At 63.9% G+C, this 16,008-nt stretch carries 16 protein-coding genes and 1 pseudogene; 6 read left to right on the top strand and 11 right to left on the bottom strand.

Going from position 1 to position 16,008, the window contains the following annotated elements:
• Positions 1 to 4: 4 nt before the first annotated feature.
• From eccCa to espM, 9 genes are all read right to left on the bottom strand, one after another.
• Positions 5 to 2,245: a type VII secretion protein EccCa gene (eccCa, locus tag CKW46_RS02105; RefSeq protein ID WP_020727040.1), complete on the bottom strand. Its 2,241-nt coding sequence runs from the start codon at positions 2,243 to 2,245 to the stop codon at positions 5 to 7.
• On the bottom strand, positions 2,242 to 3,687 hold the full coding sequence (eccB, locus tag CKW46_RS02100) for a type VII secretion protein EccB (RefSeq protein WP_482052735.1): 1,446 nt from the start codon (positions 3,685 to 3,687) through the stop codon (positions 2,242 to 2,244). Before eccB ends, eccCa begins: the two co-directional genes overlap by 4 nt.
• 3 nt (positions 3,688 to 3,690) lie before the next feature.
• Positions 3,691 to 5,412 (bottom strand): type VII secretion system ESX-1 AAA family ATPase EccA1, encoded by a 1,722-nt coding sequence (eccA1, locus tag CKW46_RS02095; protein ID WP_020785500.1) that lies wholly within the window; start codon positions 5,410 to 5,412, stop codon positions 3,691 to 3,693.
• Positions 5,413 to 5,415: 3 nt separating this feature from the next.
• Positions 5,416 to 5,775, bottom strand: a complete 360-nt coding sequence (locus CKW46_RS02090; RefSeq protein ID WP_499018672.1) for a hypothetical protein — start codon at positions 5,773 to 5,775, stop codon at positions 5,416 to 5,418.
• A gap of 29 nt (positions 5,776 to 5,804) precedes the next feature.
• Complete coding sequence (locus CKW46_RS02085; protein ID WP_499018669.1) at positions 5,805 to 5,972, bottom strand: hypothetical protein; 168 nt, start codon at positions 5,970 to 5,972, stop codon at positions 5,805 to 5,807.
• Positions 5,973 to 6,012: 40 nt separating this feature from the next.
• Positions 6,013 to 6,852 carry an ESX secretion-associated protein EspG gene (locus CKW46_RS02080; RefSeq protein ID WP_015357687.1) on the bottom strand — a complete coding sequence of 280 codons (840 nt, stop codon included), beginning with the start codon at positions 6,850 to 6,852 and terminating at the stop codon, positions 6,013 to 6,015.
• Position 6,853: 1 nt separating this feature from the next.
• On the bottom strand, positions 6,854 to 7,165 hold the full coding sequence (locus CKW46_RS02075) for an ESX-1 secretion-associated protein (RefSeq protein WP_012396940.1): 312 nt from the start codon (positions 7,163 to 7,165) through the stop codon (positions 6,854 to 6,856).
• 97 nt (positions 7,166 to 7,262) lie between these two features.
• A complete protein-coding gene (espE, locus tag CKW46_RS02070) occupies positions 7,263 to 8,519 on the bottom strand; it encodes a type VII secretion system ESX-1 associated protein EspE (RefSeq protein ID WP_482052734.1) in 1,257 nt (418 codons plus the stop codon).
• 234 nt (positions 8,520 to 8,753) lie between these two features.
• Complete coding sequence (gene espM / locus CKW46_RS02065; protein ID WP_020785505.1) at positions 8,754 to 9,845, bottom strand: ESX-1 type VII secretion system transcriptional regulator EspM; 1,092 nt, start codon at positions 9,843 to 9,845, stop codon at positions 8,754 to 8,756.
• Between the two features lie 454 nt (positions 9,846 to 10,299).
• Between espM and CKW46_RS02060 the strand changes: the two genes are divergently transcribed.
• Positions 10,300 to 10,587 carry a WhiB family transcriptional regulator gene (locus CKW46_RS02060; protein WP_117436920.1) on the top strand — a complete coding sequence of 96 codons (288 nt, stop codon included), beginning with the start codon at positions 10,300 to 10,302 and terminating at the stop codon, positions 10,585 to 10,587.
• A 135-nt stretch (positions 10,588 to 10,722) separates the two neighbouring features.
• Here CKW46_RS02060 and CKW46_RS02055 read toward each other — a convergent pair whose 3' ends face one another.
• The gene (locus CKW46_RS02055) at positions 10,723 to 12,111 is read right to left on the bottom strand and encodes a MinD/ParA family ATP-binding protein (RefSeq protein WP_238559469.1); all 1,389 of its coding nucleotides are present in this window, start codon (positions 12,109 to 12,111) and stop codon (positions 10,723 to 10,725) included.
• Positions 12,112 to 12,221: 110 nt separating this feature from the next.
• Between CKW46_RS02055 and CKW46_RS02050 the strand changes: the two are divergent.
• The 5 genes and pseudogenes from CKW46_RS02050 (at position 12,222) to CKW46_RS02030 (ending at position 14,609) form a co-directional block, all read left to right on the top strand.
• A pseudogene (locus tag CKW46_RS02050) lies at positions 12,222 to 12,692 on the top strand (PPE domain-containing protein).
• Positions 12,689 to 13,036 (top strand): PPE domain-containing protein, encoded by a 348-nt coding sequence (locus CKW46_RS02045; RefSeq protein WP_499018665.1) that lies wholly within the window; start codon positions 12,689 to 12,691, stop codon positions 13,034 to 13,036. The pseudogene CKW46_RS02050 and the gene CKW46_RS02045 overlap by 4 nt, the downstream one beginning before the upstream one ends.
• 250 nt (positions 13,037 to 13,286) lie before the next feature.
• Complete coding sequence (locus CKW46_RS02040; RefSeq protein ID WP_482052733.1) at positions 13,287 to 13,514, top strand: hypothetical protein; 228 nt, start codon at positions 13,287 to 13,289, stop codon at positions 13,512 to 13,514.
• Between the two features lie 150 nt (positions 13,515 to 13,664).
• On the top strand, positions 13,665 to 13,979 hold the full coding sequence (locus CKW46_RS02035) for an ESX-1 secretion-associated protein (protein WP_036426097.1): 315 nt from the start codon (positions 13,665 to 13,667) through the stop codon (positions 13,977 to 13,979).
• Between the two features lie 93 nt (positions 13,980 to 14,072).
• Positions 14,073 to 14,609: a DUF2694 family protein gene (locus CKW46_RS02030; protein WP_482052732.1), complete on the top strand. Its 537-nt coding sequence runs from the start codon at positions 14,073 to 14,075 to the stop codon at positions 14,607 to 14,609.
• A gap of 186 nt (positions 14,610 to 14,795) precedes the next feature.
• On the opposite strand, the gene CKW46_RS02025 is transcribed toward CKW46_RS02030, so the two are convergent.
• Positions 14,796 to 15,998 carry an EspA/EspE family type VII secretion system effector gene (locus tag CKW46_RS02025; protein ID WP_482053501.1) on the bottom strand — a complete coding sequence of 401 codons (1,203 nt, stop codon included), beginning with the start codon at positions 15,996 to 15,998 and terminating at the stop codon, positions 14,796 to 14,798.
• Positions 15,999 to 16,008 lie beyond the last annotated feature (10 nt).

Here is a 16,008-nt window from a genome sequence, read left to right as displayed (position 1 = left end):
TGGATCATGGTGTCAGCGCTTCCTCGAGAACCGGAGCCGCGGTGAACTCGCGGATCTGCAAGGCTCGCTTGGCGAACTGGGTACTGGGTCCGCTGCCATCGCCGTTGGTTTCAGCGGTCGCCGGCGGAACGTATGGCCCACTGATATAGAGCGTGCTGAACTTGATGGGGTCCTCCATGCCGACCCGGAGAAAGCCGACACCGCTTTCCTTGTTGGTGATGTACTGGGCCTCCGGGGTTCCGATCACCGCTTTGGATTCATGAGAGCTGGTGGTACGCAACGCGATGCGATACGTCAGGTTGGGTTCGAGCTTGTCGATGCGGACACCGCCGGTTTGTAGTGACTGGGTGGCCAGTAGCAGGTGCACCCGCAATGATCGCCCGACTCGGCAAATTCGGTCGAACAGGCCGATGAAATCCGGGTGACTCTGCAGAAGTTCGGCAAACTCGTCCACCACAACGAAAAGTGTCGGCAGCGGCGGAAGGTCAGCGCCGCGTTCGCGGTACTTCTCGTACTCGGCCACGCCGGACAGCGCGCCGGCCGCGCCGACCTTCATCCCCGCCTGACGCAGGATCGACTGGCGGCGGTCCAGTTCACCGGTCAGCACCTCGCCCATCCGGCTTACCAGCTCGGCTTCCTCGGCCATGTTGGTGATGACAGCCGCGGTGTGTGGGAGCTTCTCCATCCCAAGAAATGTCGAGCCGCCCTTGAAGTCGGTAAGCAGCAGGTTCACCTGATCGGGGTGGGTCATCGCCACCAACGACAAGATCATGGTGCGCAGGAACTCGGATTTGCCGGAACCGGTGGTGCCGATGAGCATGCCGTGCGGCCCGCCGCCGAACTCCGCACCTTCCTTGATGTCCAGGTACATGACATTGCCGGTCTTGAGTTCGTGACCGAACGGGATCTTGAGCCGGTCTCGATCGGTGTCGGTGTACATGCGCCAACGGCCCGGGGTGATGTCCTCGACGCTCTTGGCGTTGACCAACTGATGGAACTCGGTCGCGACCTTCTTCTGGATGCGTTGGGTCTTGTCGAGGATGGTTCCGGTGATCGACCATCCGGCCAACTTGCGGGCGAGGCGGGTGGCCTCCTGCGGCGTCATGCTGTCGGCGGCCGAGGTCACCAGCCGGAACTGCTGCCCAGGCAGCCGGTCGTCTGCGGTGCCGTTCTCGGCCACTCTGATGCGATAGGCGGACCCGCGATGGTTGCCCAGCGTGATTACCGTCACCCCGGCCCTGCCGTCTGGCGGGAAGCCCGCCTTGCCGCCGGTCAGGTCGAGGACCACGACGTAGGGACCGGTGGGGAGAGTGTCGGGAGCGTGGGGTCCCCGGGCGGCCAGGTCGGCCAGGCCGTCCGGGCGCGTGGAGATCATCCGGACCGGCCCGGCCCCGTCGGTTTCGGTCTGGTGCTGGACATGTGGCAGCCATTTCAACCAGGACCAGTCGGGATCCTCGGGGTCCTCGGTGAGGACGCGGATCTGCAACAGGTCGGGCGGATGGAAGACCGCCAGGTGGCAGATCATCGCGGTCAACAGTCGATCGGCTCCCGGTCGATCACCGCCGATCGCGATCGTTGGAAAACTGCGCAGCTGCACGAGTTTCGGGCAATCGTGGATCAACCCATGGGTACGCAGGAACTTGACCACCCACATGTGGCTTACCGGCTCGAGATAGGGCTGGGGGGCGGCGCTGCTGGCCGCCAGCTCGCCGCCGACCGCCGGCTTCAATAGCCGGTCCACCGCCGGCTGGTCGCCGATCCCGATGCGGGCTGCCGCATAGAAGTCGCTGTTGGCCGGCCTCGACCACTGCCGCTGGGTGCCGACGATGGACAGAAGATCGTCGGGATGGGGCGCGTGGTAGCCGAAGAACGAAACCTGGGAGGTGGCCGACGTCGTTACGCGGCCGCGCAGGCCGGCGAGATACCGCAAGTACTCCTTGCGGTCCGCATTGATCTCGGGGACCTTCTTGCTGCCGCCGCCGCTGCCCCCGGCGAGTGTGCCCACCATCATCACGATCATCATCAGGGGCATCATCAGCATGTATGGCGATAGCTGTCTGGTGCCGCCGGCCACCATGATCACGATCATGCCCAGCATCGCGCCGCCCATGACGTAGGGCAGGATCTTCTGCACGCCCGACGGCGGGATGTCGATACCGAGATCATCCGGTGGCGTGAGGCTGATCTCGCCCGGGGTGAGCCGGGGGCCACGGGTGATCGTTGGGGTGAATTTCTTTGTGGTCATTGAGGTGCTCCGGGTGTCCCAGCTGGAACTTTTCGAGGATTGGGGTCGGAGGGCAACGTTTCGTGTTCGAGCAGAGCGGCGTTTTTGGATAACACCGGACCGTCCACCAGGAGGCGAACGATCTCCCACGGTGCCGTCTTCGGTATACCCAGGCCCTGCGCCTTGGCCGAGTCGGCGTCGGGCACCCCGTAGCGCACCCCTTCCGGGTCGATGTAGTACATCGATTCGCCGTATCGGGGATCGGGTGACTGCAACTGAACAAATTTCCCGCCGTCGATATAGACGGTTGACCTGCCCTGAATCTGTTTGAGGCCGGTCTTCATGGCCGAGGGCGGGATGGGCAAGTGCCGTCCGGTGAGAACCGTCGTGTTGGGGGCCTGGTCCCCAGCGCTACGCTCCCATTCCCAACACAAGACCGGGTCGTCCGGCCGGGATATGAGGTTGAGGGTCTCGTCTGGCAGCGGTGATGCGTAAACCCGTTCGGGGATCCTGACGACCAGGCTCGGCACCACCGCGGGCGGCGCCACCAGCCCATGAGACTGAGTGGCGCGCAGTGCCGCGGCAGTGGTGCCATTTACCGCGGCGATGCCGTCGGTCAGCACTACGTAATATTGCGGCCCCTTGTCGGTGTGGATTTGAAACACCGATCCGATTACCAAATCTTCCGGAAGCCCGAGGGTGTTTGGCTCTCCGGCGGCGGGGATGGGTGGCAATTGCCAGGGGCCCCTGGCCGGAAGCGCATTGAACATTCCCTCGGAAATGGGGACCGTCTGGGCGGTGATGGGGATGCCCACGGCCGATGTGAGCGCACGATCGTTGAGGTCGATCGAGTGGCGTCCCTTTGATGTGACGATCCAGGTCTGGCCGTGATAGTCCGCCAGCATCGCCTCGTTGGGCTCGATCGGATCGATCGCGGCATCGATCCGCAGCGGCATCACCAGCAGCGATGTCTCGACCGAGGCGGAGGCGGTACCCGCCCGGCTGACGGTGTCGCAAAGGGTCCAGGTTGAAGTGGTGTCCCCGGAAACCGGGGTGGCGTAGGGGGCGCCGGGGATTCCAATGGTTTGGCCCAAGGGCAACTGGCTCAATTCGGAGGACTTGACGGTGACGGGGGCGGCAGGGCTGCCCAACACGAGGCGCGCCGAGGTCAAGTTGTAGACAGGGTGCAACTGCCCGGACAGCAGTACATAGAGCTGGTTAGTCGCGCGGTCGGTCAGCAGGTTGCTGCCACCAAGTTTTCCAGCTGGTTTGAAGTAGGCCAGCAGGCCGGCACCGGCCAAGATCAATACGGCGACAACGATGCCCAGCGCTATCGAGCGGCTGTAGAACTGCAGCGGATCATCGAACATGCGGGTGTCGCGCCGCACGATGGCATGCTCGACTCGGCGAAGCAGGAAGCGCCAGCCGCTTACCTGAACCTTGGTGGTTAGGCGAAGCCCCATGTTTCACTCTCTCATATTGAGGTGTGCATGCACCGTGGCAATTGCCTCGGCCATGTCCGCGCCGTTGATCTCTTGCAGTCTGTCCACATCGAGGGCCTCGATGTCGAGGCCCTGTGCTAGCCGCATGTCACGGTACTGCTCAGAGGCCTCGACCAATTGTCGCGCATATCGGCCGTTGCCGGCGATGTCGAGAGCCGGACGGCCCCGCAACGTACGTTCGTGCAGCGTTTTGGCTGCCTGCAGGAGTTCATCCGCGGCCGCCGTGCTCAGCGTCGAGTCATTGCCAGCCGCAATGACTTTCGCGATCTCGAGGAGCTCTTCCGGGCTGTAGGTGTCGAATTCGATACGGGTGGCAAATCGCGAGCGTAGACCCTCGTTGGTTTCCAGCAGCCGATCGATATCGGAGCTGTAACCGGCGATGATGACCACCAAGCGATCGCGGTCGTTCTCCATCCGGGCCAGCAGGGTATCCATCGCTTCCTGGCCGAACGGGTCGGTGCGTCCGTCGCGCTCCTGCACCAGGGCGTAAGCCTCGTCGATGAACAGCACGCCCCCTAGAGCCTGATCGATCGTCTTGGCGGTCTTGGCTGCTGACTGGCCCTCGTACTCGGCAACGAAGTCTTTACGTGACGTCTCGACCAGCTTGGGTTCGGCGATAACGCCTAGTCCGGCGAGCATGTTGGCGACCACCCGCGCGATCGTGGTCTTCCCGGTGCCAGGGGGCCCGGTAAAGATCATGTGCTTGCTGGGCTGTGCGACTTTCATGCCTTTGGCCTCGCGGATGCGAGCCATCATGGTCGCCGCGCGGTACCGCTCGAGCTGGCTTTTTACCCGGGATAGTCCGATTTGGCGGTCGAGTTCTCCTTGGGCTTCGGCCAACAACTTTTCGCGACCGGAATTGTCGGTCACCACGCTGGTCGGATCCCATGGATCCGAACGGGACGCAATCTGCTCGGCGTTGGTTGTCTTGAGCCGGTAGGACGGATCCTTCAACGCAGCAGAGACTTTTGGAGCCGGATGCGTGGTCTGCAACCATTCCAGCAGTGCCACCGCGGCTTCCTCGTTGCCTTGGCCCCGCCGGGCCATGGCCAGATACCACGCGATGGCCTGCGCGCAGGCTTCGCCGGCCGGTGAGTCATTGGCTTCGGTCAGTCTGCGTTCGGCTTCGGTGAACAGGCCAAGGCTGGCCGCCGCAACCCCATGGGCGACGCTGGCGGCTCCGGCCAGGAACTTGTCTGGCCACTTCCCGGCACCCTTGACTTCATCGATCACGTCGGTCCAGCGCTCGGCAGCGCCGAAGATGACCGCCTTGAGCCACGACACCAGATGCTCCGAACCGGTGACCGCACCAGCGTCGATGGCCTCCATCGCGTCCGCGTAGTTTCCTTGCGCCGCTTCGGATGCGGCGAAGCCCATGGTGATGGCCAGGGGGGAGGTAACGGGGTAGGTGATGTCTCCGTACAAACCACCTATGGGGACCCTGGCGTTGAGGGTGCTCATCGAGATCTGCGCCGTGCCTGCCAGCTGGCCGAAGTTGCGGCGCGAGTACCAGGCACGGAACAAAGTCACCCGGTCGACATCGCCACATCGGATCCGGCCGACCCAAGCATCGCACGCTGATTCGTCATAGTTTGTGATCTCGGTGAATAGGTCCATGGACCTTGACTCCGACAGCGGAAGCATGCTGACGGCACTTTCGAACAAACCGGCCAGGCGATCAGTCATGTATCACCGTTCGTTGTAACGAGAGGTGTAGTCGACCTCGTAGCGGGTAGCGAATACCTCGGCTTCGCCCGCTTCTGCTTCTTCCGGCGTCGGCAAGTTGAGTGTCATACCGACGAACTCGCGCAACAGCGCACCTTCTTCTTCGGTCTCGTCGCTCAGTTCGCTGGCCATGGCTTCCACCATGAACGTGTGTTGTGCGGCGCGCGCCTTTTGGCGGGCCAGATCAGCGATGACAAAGATCTCTTCGGCCAGAGCGGATTCCGACATGTTCGCAGCCTTGTCGGTCACCGTAACTCGCTGGACGATGCCACCCATCATGGTCGTGACCGACACGCTCCCTTGCGGGTTGGTCACGGTGAACATCGCGATGTCGGGCTCGTCTTCCTTCTCGGTCAGCCCGTGAAGTGCATCCAGGTCGGCTCCGGCTTGCTCGGTTTCCTGGGGCTCGGGGGCGCGTACTCGTCGAGTGCACCGAGTCCAGAGTCCTCAGACGTACCGCCGCCGGAGAAATCTAGGGCGCCGAGATCTTGGTTGTAGTCGTCGTTCCCGGGCAGGTCCACTGTGGCGTCCCTTTCTGAACTCGTAACGGAGAGGATTAAGTCAACCTCGGGTGGTGGCGTCGGCGCGATCCAACCACGAGCCTGACGGAAGCAGTTCGAGCAGACTGTCCAACGCCCGCTGGAGATTCTGCTCGGTACCGGGGAGGAAGCTGCCGTACAGTTCCCCGCCGACTTGGCGGGGAAGTGAGACAAGCCTGCCATGTACTGAATCCAAGACCCCCGCGGCAGCCTTGGTGTGGGTGGTAGTGCCGCCCGGATGGCGTTCGCTGGCGACGATTTCCACCCAGCTCTTCGGATTGGTGACGATTTCGGTGTACAGGCGGGCGGTGGTCGGCGTGAGCCCATATCGGGTCAGCTGTGCGGCATTGGTGCACTCACCCAGTTCGCTGGCAATGCCGGTCAGCGGTTCGACATTGGCGGGTTCCGCGGTGCCCAGCACGGCAGTCACCATGCCTGCCAGGCCGACCCGCGGAGCCACCAGCTGCAGTACCAACATGTCGCCATCGCGAGCTGCGATGACATGTCTTTCGCCCCTGCGGCATACCACGAACCGCACCATCACGCCGCCAACGTCGCGGCGCCACCAGCGGCCTTCCAAGGTGCGGTCCGCCCTGCTGAGCGTGTCGACCATCGCCGCAACCGCCGGATGCGGTTGTCCGTTGTGGTCCAACACGCCCTGCGCAGTAAGGTCGCGCGCCACCTGGTCCCAGACGATCTCTCGCAGATCCTCTTGCGGGATGTTCGGCCGGATCCCAAGCGTGACAGGGAAATCGACCAGGTGTAACCGGTCCGCGATCACCAGCATGCCGTCGATGGTTACCTCGACTCCGACGACATCGTCACCGGTGCCCGCGCGACCGGTAGCGAGCGGACCGGTCATATCAGCCAAAAATCTTGTCGATGATGCCAGCGAGCCCTTCGTCGGAGTTCAGATAGGCGCCAGCGGCCGAGATCAGATTGTTGGCTAACTTGCCCGTGACGCCCTGCAGGCCTGTCCCGGCGCTGTTGCGGGTGGTTTCGAACTCGACCAGCGTGTCGTTGAAATTCGAGGTGAATGAGCCGTGGGTCAGCTGGACCCGCGAGCCGATTCCGCTCACGACGTTGGTCGCCGATTTGAGTTCGCCGACTATCTCGTTGTGCATGCCCGCCAGCACCTTCAAGAATGAAGGCACGACGTTCAGTAGTCCTGTCATGGGGGTAGACCTTTCCTCTACGTCTAACTTTCTACTCGCTATGGGTTTGGCTCGCTATGGCTTTGGTAGGCCAGTGAGCCGCCGCCGGTTGCCCGGACTAGAGGAGGGTCCCCTCGTTACCTTGCCCTGTGTTGGTTCCCGTGTCGATGGGGGCGCGTTCCGCACCGGCGCTGCCCACGGCCGCACCGTCTTCGTCGTCTTCCTTCTTGTCGCTCACCAGGGTGGCCTGTTGACCGCCTTGGGAAGCCTGCGACGAGATCATGCTGGCCTGCTGGCCCGCCATGCTGCCCAGTTGGCCAGGTCCGTCAGCGGCCGCGACCAGGTGTTGCAGCTGGCCCATCGTCGCGGTCAGCGAACTGACGTTGGGCAATTGGGCGAAGCCGAGCAGGTTGGAGAAGCTCAGGCTGGGTAGCCCGGCGAAGCCACCCAAGAAGTCGGGTAGGGCCGCCAAGTCGGTCCAGGTGGGCAACGTGCCCCATTTGCCGATCCCGGAGAACAGGTCACCCAGGCCGGGCAAGCCGGGGAACAGGTCCGGGATGCTCGGCAACCCAGGAAGGCTGGGGAAGCTGGGCAAGCCCGGGATGTTGGGGAACGGGAAGTCGATGCCGGGGATTCCCGAGGTCGGCGGGAATTCGAAACCGGGGAGCCCCGGGATCGGCAAGTTCCAGTCCGGAATGTCGATCTTGGGTGGCCAGGTGAAATCGGGCAGGCCCGGGATGTTCGGTAGACCCGGGATGGGGATGTCGGGCAACTTGGGTGGCCACAGGTCGTCGATGATGCCCGGGATGTTCGGGAGTAGGCCGCCGATCAGCGATGGCAGGCTGGCCAACATTTCGACCAACCTGCCGAGCAGGCCCTTCAGTTTGGTCAGGTTCATCAACGTCATGATGGTCAGGTACAGCAGCGCGCCGCCGGCGGTGGCCATCGCAATGCCCGACATCGGCAGGGCGAGCTCCCACGACCACAACCAGCCGAGTATCGGCACCTTTTCGAGGCCTTTGCAGACCTTGTAGACGCCGTCGATCATCTTCTTCATCGCGCGCAGCACGTCGCGGGTGTTCGACACATATTCGGCCTGATTCGAAATCAGGTTGCCGGTCAGATAGTCGACGTCACCCATCACCTTCGCGCGAAGTTCTTGAGCGATGTTCTGGTTCAAATAGGCGTCTGCCGCCTGGCCGAGCCAGTTGGTGCCCGGAATTGCCAGACCCATCTTGTCGGCGATTCCTTTGAAGAGCGTCGAACCGGTGTTGAAGATATCGCCCGGGTCGGGGATGCCTTCTCCAAGTAAAAGCAACTGACCCCAAATGAAATTACTTGTTGTCTTGCAAAGACCGCTTCCCTTTGGCGCCATTCGCGGGATTCCTTACACTCGGTGTTTCGTGCACTGTCTTTTTGTGTGCACCTTTGGTCTGTACATTGAGCTTAGCAGTGCTCCGGCCGTGGTCGACGCACGAATTTCTTGGTAGTGCGGGCATTTTCGCGCGCACAGCACCAAGGTCCGCATGCTCGAATACCGGGGTAACGCGAAGGTCCCCGGTCGTTCGGACTCGAGCGATTCAAGGTGAGTTGCCACTGGGCGCCAACCTCAATTGATTTGACGGATGAGCGCTTCAATAGCCTCGGCGGCTTCGGCATGCAAAGTTTCCTCGGCTTCCGCGCGGACGATCAATTCTTCGGTCACTCCGGCGGCTTGCGCGGTTTCCGAAGTGGACAGATTCGCCCGCCGCCGGGCGGCATACAAACGCTGCGCCAGTGTGGCTCCTGGTGCGGTTGCGCTGAGCGTCATCAATTTGTCGTGATAGCGCCGAACAGCACCAAGCGCCTTGATCAGCTCCGGTGTGATGCGGCTGATGCGGGTCGCCTGGACGGCGATGCCCTCGAGCTGGCGCAAATCGGCAAGGATCGGTGCGGCCCGCTCGGTGAAGTCGGCTTCCTCGGGTGCGGGCAATGCGGCGATTGCGAGGCTGCAGGTGTCGACCGCGGCGGCAACCGCCTGCGCGATCAGCGACGCTGGGCCGTCGGAGGTCGGCGCTTCCACGCTGGCTTCGGGAGCGGGCTCTGGCGCAACGGACTCGCCCTGGCGGATCCGCGCGATGGTTCCCGCGGGCCACTGCAGGACTTCTTCGAGCTTGGCGCGGGTGCGTTCGCGTGGCCAGCTGCGGCCCTTCTCGAACGCGATCAGTGCGCCGGCATTGATGATCCCGTCGGCTGCCAGGCTGCGCTGACTGATGTCGAGCTCCCGGCGTCGTGCCGCCGCGGCGGCCCCGGCGCGAACCACACCAGGATCGGCCTCGTTGGTCTGAGAGTCCGATTGCTCGGCCGGTCGCTGTTCACGGCTGTCTTCTTCAGGCGAATTCGAGGGCCTGACGACTTCGAACGTCAACGCCTTGCCTCCAGTGGGATCGCCGAACCGGACAATGGTCTTGTCGCTGACAGCCACAGAACTTTTCCCTGTTCCGTCGACGACATTACCGTTTGGGCTGTTGGTGACGATCCGCCGTTGCCCACCATCGGAAACCGCTCGCACATGTGTCTGCGTTAACACGGGATCATCCAGTCGTGCGTTGGTCAGCGCGCCGCGGCCGACGGGTCGGTGACCGGGCGTTACCAGGCCCGGTGAGTCGCCGCCACGGGCGACTCGCAGGGCCGGCCGAGCAGTCGATTCGGCGTCGGGCATGTACGTCGATTCCTCGCTCGCGGCTACTGAGGCGGGTGGCAAGGCGCGCGTTCCGCTGACCAACATCCTAACCGTTGCACCCTTCCATTGGTATGCCTTCGCTACGTTTCTTGAACGACAGCCGGCGGGGTTCCGAAGCGACCGTTGTCTGGTTAAACCGGGCCACCGCTACGTTTGATCCTACCCCGAAGCATTGCGCAGTGGAACAGTTTCTGTCCGGAAGGGTGTGCGTCGGGGTGGGTGGAGCGCCGTGTCACCCAGCCGATTGACAGCTAATTACCGCTGGTTATGCCAGGTTGAATGCTTATGATGGCCCATCGCGCAGCGAAGTTGTAGCAGGAGGGTGTGCGGCCCTGCATCGGGAACTGTTGCACTGCGACGGTTAATGCTATGCGATCCTCGGGCAGAGGTTACGAACCTGCAACGCTTTTGCTTTATGGAGGAACGCTTAGATATGACTGCAACTGCTCTGTACGAGATTCCGCTGGGCGTTTGCACGCAGGACCCCGACCGTTGGACGACAACGCCCGACGAGGAAGCCAAGACGCTGTGTCGCGCGTGCCCGCGTCGGTGGGCGTGTGCGTGGGACGCGGTTGAGTCGCCGGGTGCGGAAGGACTTTGGGCGGGTGTTGTGATTCCGGAAGCAGGCCGGGCGCGGGCGTTCGCGTTGGGCCAACTTCGGTCGCTGGCAGAGCGCAACGGTTTCCCGGCGCGCGAGCGGATCACCGCCCAATCGGCATGATGCCCGGCCGCGTCCGCCGCTGCTGCGAGGGGTCTGCGGCGACGCCGGGGTGAATTGCCACGTAGGCAAACAGCGCGAGAAATCCAACGATTTCTCGCGCTGTTTTGCATTCGAGCATCCAGCGGACCAGAAGCTCTAGGTCTCAGACGCTACGTTTTCGGTGGGACGGGGGTCTTCATCGGCAGCGGACCGCGCGGCGAAGTGTCCGGTAATCGTTGCGGCGATTTGCAGAAACTTCAGTCGCGTTCCCGGCTCCAACTCATGGCTCACATCGATAACACCGCCGGGGCGCAGATGCGGATCAAAAGGCACCTCGACAACCTGCTGTCCATGGTCGACGAACTCGCGCGCAAGCACCGAACGCGTGCGCTTGTCGGAATGCCCGTCCGAATCGTTGAGCACCACGACGCTGCGCCGCAGCAAGCCGCTGAGTTTGCGGTCCGCGAGCCATTCCATTGCCTTGGCGGCCGCCGAGGCACCGTCCGCCCAGGGGGAGGACACCACGATAAGCGCGTCCAGGTCGCGCAACACTTCCTGAGTTAGGGGCGCGTCCATCGTGGAGCCGCAGTCAATGATCGAGATGGCGAAATGGCGGTCGAGTCGTAGCGCCGCTTCGCGATAAATCGCGGGGTCAAGTAACCGGCGACCACCGACGGCCGCCTCGCCGGGCAAAACGTGCAGGCCCGCAGCGTTTCGGCCCAAGCGGGCAACCACGTCGGCGAACGACGCCAGATTCCTATCGGCGGTCAGGTCCCAGAACGAGCCACGCGCCGTGGGATCGATCCTGCTGCTCAACCGGCCAAAAGCGGTATCGGCGTCGACTGCCACGATGCGGTCCTGCTGTCGCAATTCGGCCAGGAGTGACCCGATGCTGGCAGCGACTGACCTCTTGCCGACGCCGCCCTTGCCTAGCACACCAACCTTGTGGGTGCCGCGCAACGGGGCTCGAATGGCCGCTTCGAATTCGGCGGCATCGCGCTGCGCCGCCGATGGGCGTGGGTTGATCAGCCCAAACGACGCGACTCGAATGATGTGGCGCCAGCCGTGGCCGGTGGATGGAGGCTCGCCGGGGGTACGCGCCGGTGTGGGCTCGGCCCAAAGGCTTGGCGGTGGAACCTCCGGCATCGGTTCGTGTGGGGCAGCTTGTGGCGGGGAGTGCGGCACGGGTGCAGCGGGGCTTGCCGCCGGTGACTGTGGGGTGAGGCCCGCGGTCACCGGGGGTGGCGGCGAGTTGTGCCCGGTGGGTGGATGCGCCACCGGTGGGGGCGGCAGCTCCGGGACCGAAGGTGGCGCCGGTGGCGGCGGGGGATGCGGGTTGGCCCCCCGCGGTGGGACGGGTGAAGGCTGCGGAGTCGGCGGACGGGGCGGGGCGGGCCGAGGTGGGTGAGTGGGCGCTACCGGAGGGCCTGACGCGTCCGTCGCCGTCCGGTGCATACCGGAACGCTGACGAGACCGACTCGCGTCGGGAACGCTGGGCTGGTCCGGCCGGACCCGGTCTCGCAGAAACTCCTCGCGTTCGTTCATGGGCTCCTCGGTCGCATCAGACTGCCAATGCCAAACACCGACCAGTATCCAAGCATCGACTGGCACTCTCGCCGGCCGGCCGGTTTGGCCCGACACCCCCGTGAACCGCTGTGTTGCCCGGTTCGGGGGCTTGTGGGGGGCTTGAGCCCTGGCCCTCGGGTACGGACCTGCCCCTGCCCGCGCTAACCGACACCCCCACCGCACCAGCAGCGCCTCCGTCTCCATATACCGGCGTCAAACTGGCCGCGATCAACCTCAACAAGCCCGACCAGGGAGTATCGCTGAAGAAGTTCGCCCATGACTGTAATGCCTACAACCTGACAATTCAGCAGTCCCTGGGACGGTTCCGCGACTTCGAGAATTGAGAAGGTGAAGCGGCCACCGCGGTGCAGGCCGCATTCGATCAACACCGGGACTGGCTGCGCCTGATCGCGCGGTTGAGTACCACGATGGCCAAACAAGCCTCAGGCCTCGAACAAGCCCACCACTGGGCCATCGGCCAACACCCGACATTGGCTGATATCACCACATTAGAAGACGTCCTTCGTGACCCCAGGGTGCCCGATAAAAACCGTTTATGAAGGTCTACGCGCAATGTCAGAAGAAATCCGAGGAAGTGCTGACCGGATACGCCACCAGGACAATCACCGAGCCCGTACAACCACCCCGACCACCGGCAGCCCCCACCCACAACGACCCCAAACCCCCACCCCCGCTACCACCCCTCCCGCCTAGCGGGGACCCCACACTGCCCTTCACCGGCACACCACCGATGCCGACGATGCCGTTCACCCCACCCCCCGCCGCAACCCCCGACACCACTGAAGCCGCCCGCGCCGCCGCCACACTCGCCACCGGCCCCACCGTCAAACCCGCCGCACTCGGCGAAAGCGCCGGCGCCGCGATCCCCTTGACCGCCCCCTAGGCGCGGGCCCCACACCCCCGGGTGCACCAGGCGCCCTGGGCCCCGGCACCACCCCCACCGGCCGCCCCCCGAGCGCCGGCCCCATGGCAGGCATGCCCCTAGGCACCAACAGCCCAGCCCACACCACCAAAACCAAACGCACCCACCAAGACGACCGAGCCCTCTACACCGAACAACGCCCCTGGACCGAAGCACTCATCGGCCCCGCCCGACCCCACCTCACCACCACAACCACCACGGAGCACAAACCATGAACCTCGACCCCACCGCCGCACACCTGCTCGCAGGGCTCACCCAATTCCACACCGCCCTACAAAACCGCTTCCACCAAATGAACGCCGGCAACTTCAAAGCCTCAGACAACACCCACACCGTCGAGGTCACCCTCAACGGATACAACTGGCTCACCGGCATCCGCATCCAAGACGGCCTCCTCAAACAACTCGGCTCCCAAGGCGTCGCCCACCGCGTCAACTAAGCCCTCCACAACGCCAAACAAGCCGTCCACGCCTACGACAACGCCGCCAACCACGCCCTGGCCACCCTCGCCACCGCCATCAACCAAACCCACCCCTAACCACACCAAACCGAAAGCGACGCAACACTGACGAAAAGCGAAGTTCAGCCGATGAATGACATGTTGACGTTGCAGCCCGACGTCGTGAACCGGCTTGCCAGCGGGCACGACGCCACCGCAACAAGTCTGCGGGCAGCGACGGCGGCGCCCGCCGGGATCGGTGCGACAGTCGCCGAGACCCACGGCCCATTCACCTCGACCTTCAACAATGCACTAAGCGCCTACGAGGCAGTCTGCGCTAGCGCGGGGCGAGCCCTGGAGGGGGTCGCTGATGGGCTTTCCACGAATCTGACCCGGGCCTTCGCCGCCTACGCCGATACGGACCAACGTGGCGCCGAGATCCTCGACGAGCAGATTGACAACTGATGTTCCCGCTCGGCGTGTGGCCAGACCACGCCGAGGCCCAAACCTCGGGCTAGCTTCTCGCCACGCCCGCAACCCATCTCAGAAAGGCATGTCATGACCGACCAGCCCGGGTACGACGCCCATAACTATCTAGCGGGACTGGGTTTCTCCGGCCCCGCAACCGAAGAGACCGACTCCGCCATCGACGCGTTGCTCAGCTACGCACCGGCCCAACCCGAGGACACCGGATCCGACATGTCAGCAATCCTTGGCGCGACCGAGGAGGACAAAACCGATGAGTGCGAACTGTTCACGGTAACCAATCCTCAAGGGAGCGTTTCGGTGTCGGCCGTCATGGGCGGAGACATCCACCGGGTCGAGCTGTCGGACAAGGTCGACAACATGTCCGAACCGAGGCTTGCCGAGGAGATATTTGTTCTTGCGGACCTGGCCCGGCAGAAGGCGCGGGCCGCGCAGCACGCCTTCATGCTCCAAGGCATGGATGAAGTGAACGACGAAGAACAACGCGCCGTACTGCGCGAAATCGTTGAGAAGACAATGAACTTGCCGACGCCCGAGCAGGCGGCCGCGGCAGAAGAAGAGGTGTTCGCCACCCGATACAAGAACGACTTCACTGCAACAACTGGCTAGTCCCGATCGCCGCCCGTGAACCAAGACCACGGCGGCTCGGACGGGCACAGTTGCGGCGGCCCGACCGAATAGGCGACGCTATGCCGTCGCAGAGATCGGGCAACGCAGCCAATTCGTTTTGTCCCGGTACAGGTCAGCCAGGTCTAGCGAATCGGGGACCATGATGGGCATGGTTGGCAAAGCCGGTCAGGTCAGTAGGCGCTGCCGGTGGGGGCGGGTTTGGGTGTCCAGTGGTGCGCGTTCACTGCTGCTGGTGGTGGCTGCGGTGGCGGTGTCGGGGGTGTTGGTGGCGTCGTCTCGGGAGAGGTGATCGGCCGGCGTGGTGTGCTGTTGGGCCGGTTGAGTCGTGGTGCTGGTGGGTCCGGCGAGGTTGGTGAGTTGGCTCAGGGTGGTGCTGAGTTGAGCGATCGTGGGCAGGCCGGCCAGCGTGCTGGTTGGGTCGGGCAGGTTTGTGGGATCGGGCAGGGTTGGCAGGCCGGTCAATGCGGTGATGGGTAGCTGCGGTGCGCCGAAGTCGGGGAAGCCCGCGCCGGCCCCGATGGCCAGGTGAAACTCGGGGGCACCGGGTAACTCGGCCAACGTCGACTGCAGATCGGGAAGCTGCGGTGGGGTGGGGCCGGTGGCCTCGGTGAGATCGAACTCCGACAGGGAATGTATTGGTGGAAAGGTCATCTCGGGCGGACCGGGAACTGTGTCCGCCCCGGTGGTCAGGGCCGCCGCCATGGCGGTCAATCGCTGCGTCGCCGCCTGCACGGCGCTGGCATCCTGCGACGTCGTGGCCGCCAACACACCCAGGGCGGTAGCGGCCGTAAACACCGCCATAGTGCACATGGGTATTGCGATATGGAAGGACAGGATTTGGCCCTCGGGCCCGTGCAGCTCCAAGCCAATGCAAACCACAAGCAAGACCAAGACAATCCAAATTTCGGCCGATAGCAGGTCGCGTGCCCGCTTCACGGCGTCGGCCTGGGATGACACCAGCTCGCCGGTGAGCCGGTCCAGATCAGCGACCAGCGTGGTGTGTTGGGATTGGGCGAGGTTCTTGGCGCCATAGGCCCGCGCTGCGTTGCCCCGCCAACCGCCGTCGGGATCAAGGGTCGCGATCTGGGTGCTGGCACCGTCGAACATCGATCCACTGCGGTCCAGGGATTCGCCCCGGGACGGGCCGGCCTCTCCAAGCAATGCCAGTAGAAGGCCGAGGATGCCCTCGGTCACCCCGCAAACAACGCTTCCTCGACGCGCCCAAGGGGAATTGTCGGGCGCCCCCTCCTGCGCCGGCGGCGGATTTCCGCCTCCCTCTTGGATGTCTTGGAAGTTCTGCAGATTTCCATCTCCGCGTACCCATCGCGAGATTCCCTGAACCAAACGCTGAAGTTGACTGAGATATATGAGATGAACG

The organism is Mycobacterium liflandii, assembly GCF_022354805.1.
In the GTDB taxonomy this organism is placed as follows: domain Bacteria; phylum Actinomycetota; class Actinomycetes; order Mycobacteriales; family Mycobacteriaceae; genus Mycobacterium; species Mycobacterium marinum.
Note: the sequence above shows the minus strand (reverse complement) of the source record. Positions and strands in the feature narration are given on the sequence as shown.

What these genes read in the sequence shown, in the direction of transcription:
- eccCa (WP_020727040.1), bottom strand. Translation starts at nt 2,245, where the DNA reads ATGACCACAAAGAAATTCACCCCAACGATCACCCGTGGCCCCCGGCTC.
- eccB (WP_482052735.1), bottom strand. Translation starts at nt 3,687, where the DNA reads ATGGGGCTTCGCCTAACCACCAAGGTTCAGGTAAGCGGCTGGCGCTTC.
- eccA1 (WP_020785500.1), bottom strand. Translation starts at nt 5,412, where the DNA reads ATGACTGATCGCCTGGCCGGTTTGTTCGAAAGTGCCGTCAGCATGCTT.
- CKW46_RS02090 (WP_499018672.1), bottom strand. Translation starts at nt 5,775, where the DNA reads ATGTTCACCGTGACCAACCCGCAAGGGAGCGTGTCGGTCACGACCATG.
- CKW46_RS02080 (WP_015357687.1), bottom strand. Translation starts at nt 6,852, where the DNA reads ATGACCGGTCCGCTCGCTACCGGTCGCGCGGGCACCGGTGACGATGTC.
- CKW46_RS02075 (WP_012396940.1), bottom strand. Translation starts at nt 7,165, where the DNA reads ATGACAGGACTACTGAACGTCGTGCCTTCATTCTTGAAGGTGCTGGCG.
- espE (WP_482052734.1), bottom strand. Translation starts at nt 8,519, where the DNA reads ATGGCGCCAAAGGGAAGCGGTCTTTGCAAGACAACAAGTAATTTCATT.
- espM (WP_020785505.1), bottom strand. Translation starts at nt 9,845, where the DNA reads ATGCCCGACGCCGAATCGACTGCTCGGCCGGCCCTGCGAGTCGCCCGT.
- CKW46_RS02060 (WP_117436920.1), top strand. Translation starts at nt 10,300, where the DNA reads ATGACTGCAACTGCTCTGTACGAGATTCCGCTGGGCGTTTGCACGCAG.
- CKW46_RS02055 (WP_238559469.1), bottom strand. Translation starts at nt 12,111, where the DNA reads ATGAACGAACGCGAGGAGTTTCTGCGAGACCGGGTCCGGCCGGACCAG.
- CKW46_RS02045 (WP_499018665.1), top strand. Translation starts at nt 12,689, where the DNA reads ATGAAGGTCTACGCGCAATGTCAGAAGAAATCCGAGGAAGTGCTGACC.
- CKW46_RS02040 (WP_482052733.1), top strand. Translation starts at nt 13,287, where the DNA reads ATGAACCTCGACCCCACCGCCGCACACCTGCTCGCAGGGCTCACCCAA.
- CKW46_RS02035 (WP_036426097.1), top strand. Translation starts at nt 13,665, where the DNA reads ATGAATGACATGTTGACGTTGCAGCCCGACGTCGTGAACCGGCTTGCC.
- CKW46_RS02030 (WP_482052732.1), top strand. Translation starts at nt 14,073, where the DNA reads ATGACCGACCAGCCCGGGTACGACGCCCATAACTATCTAGCGGGACTG.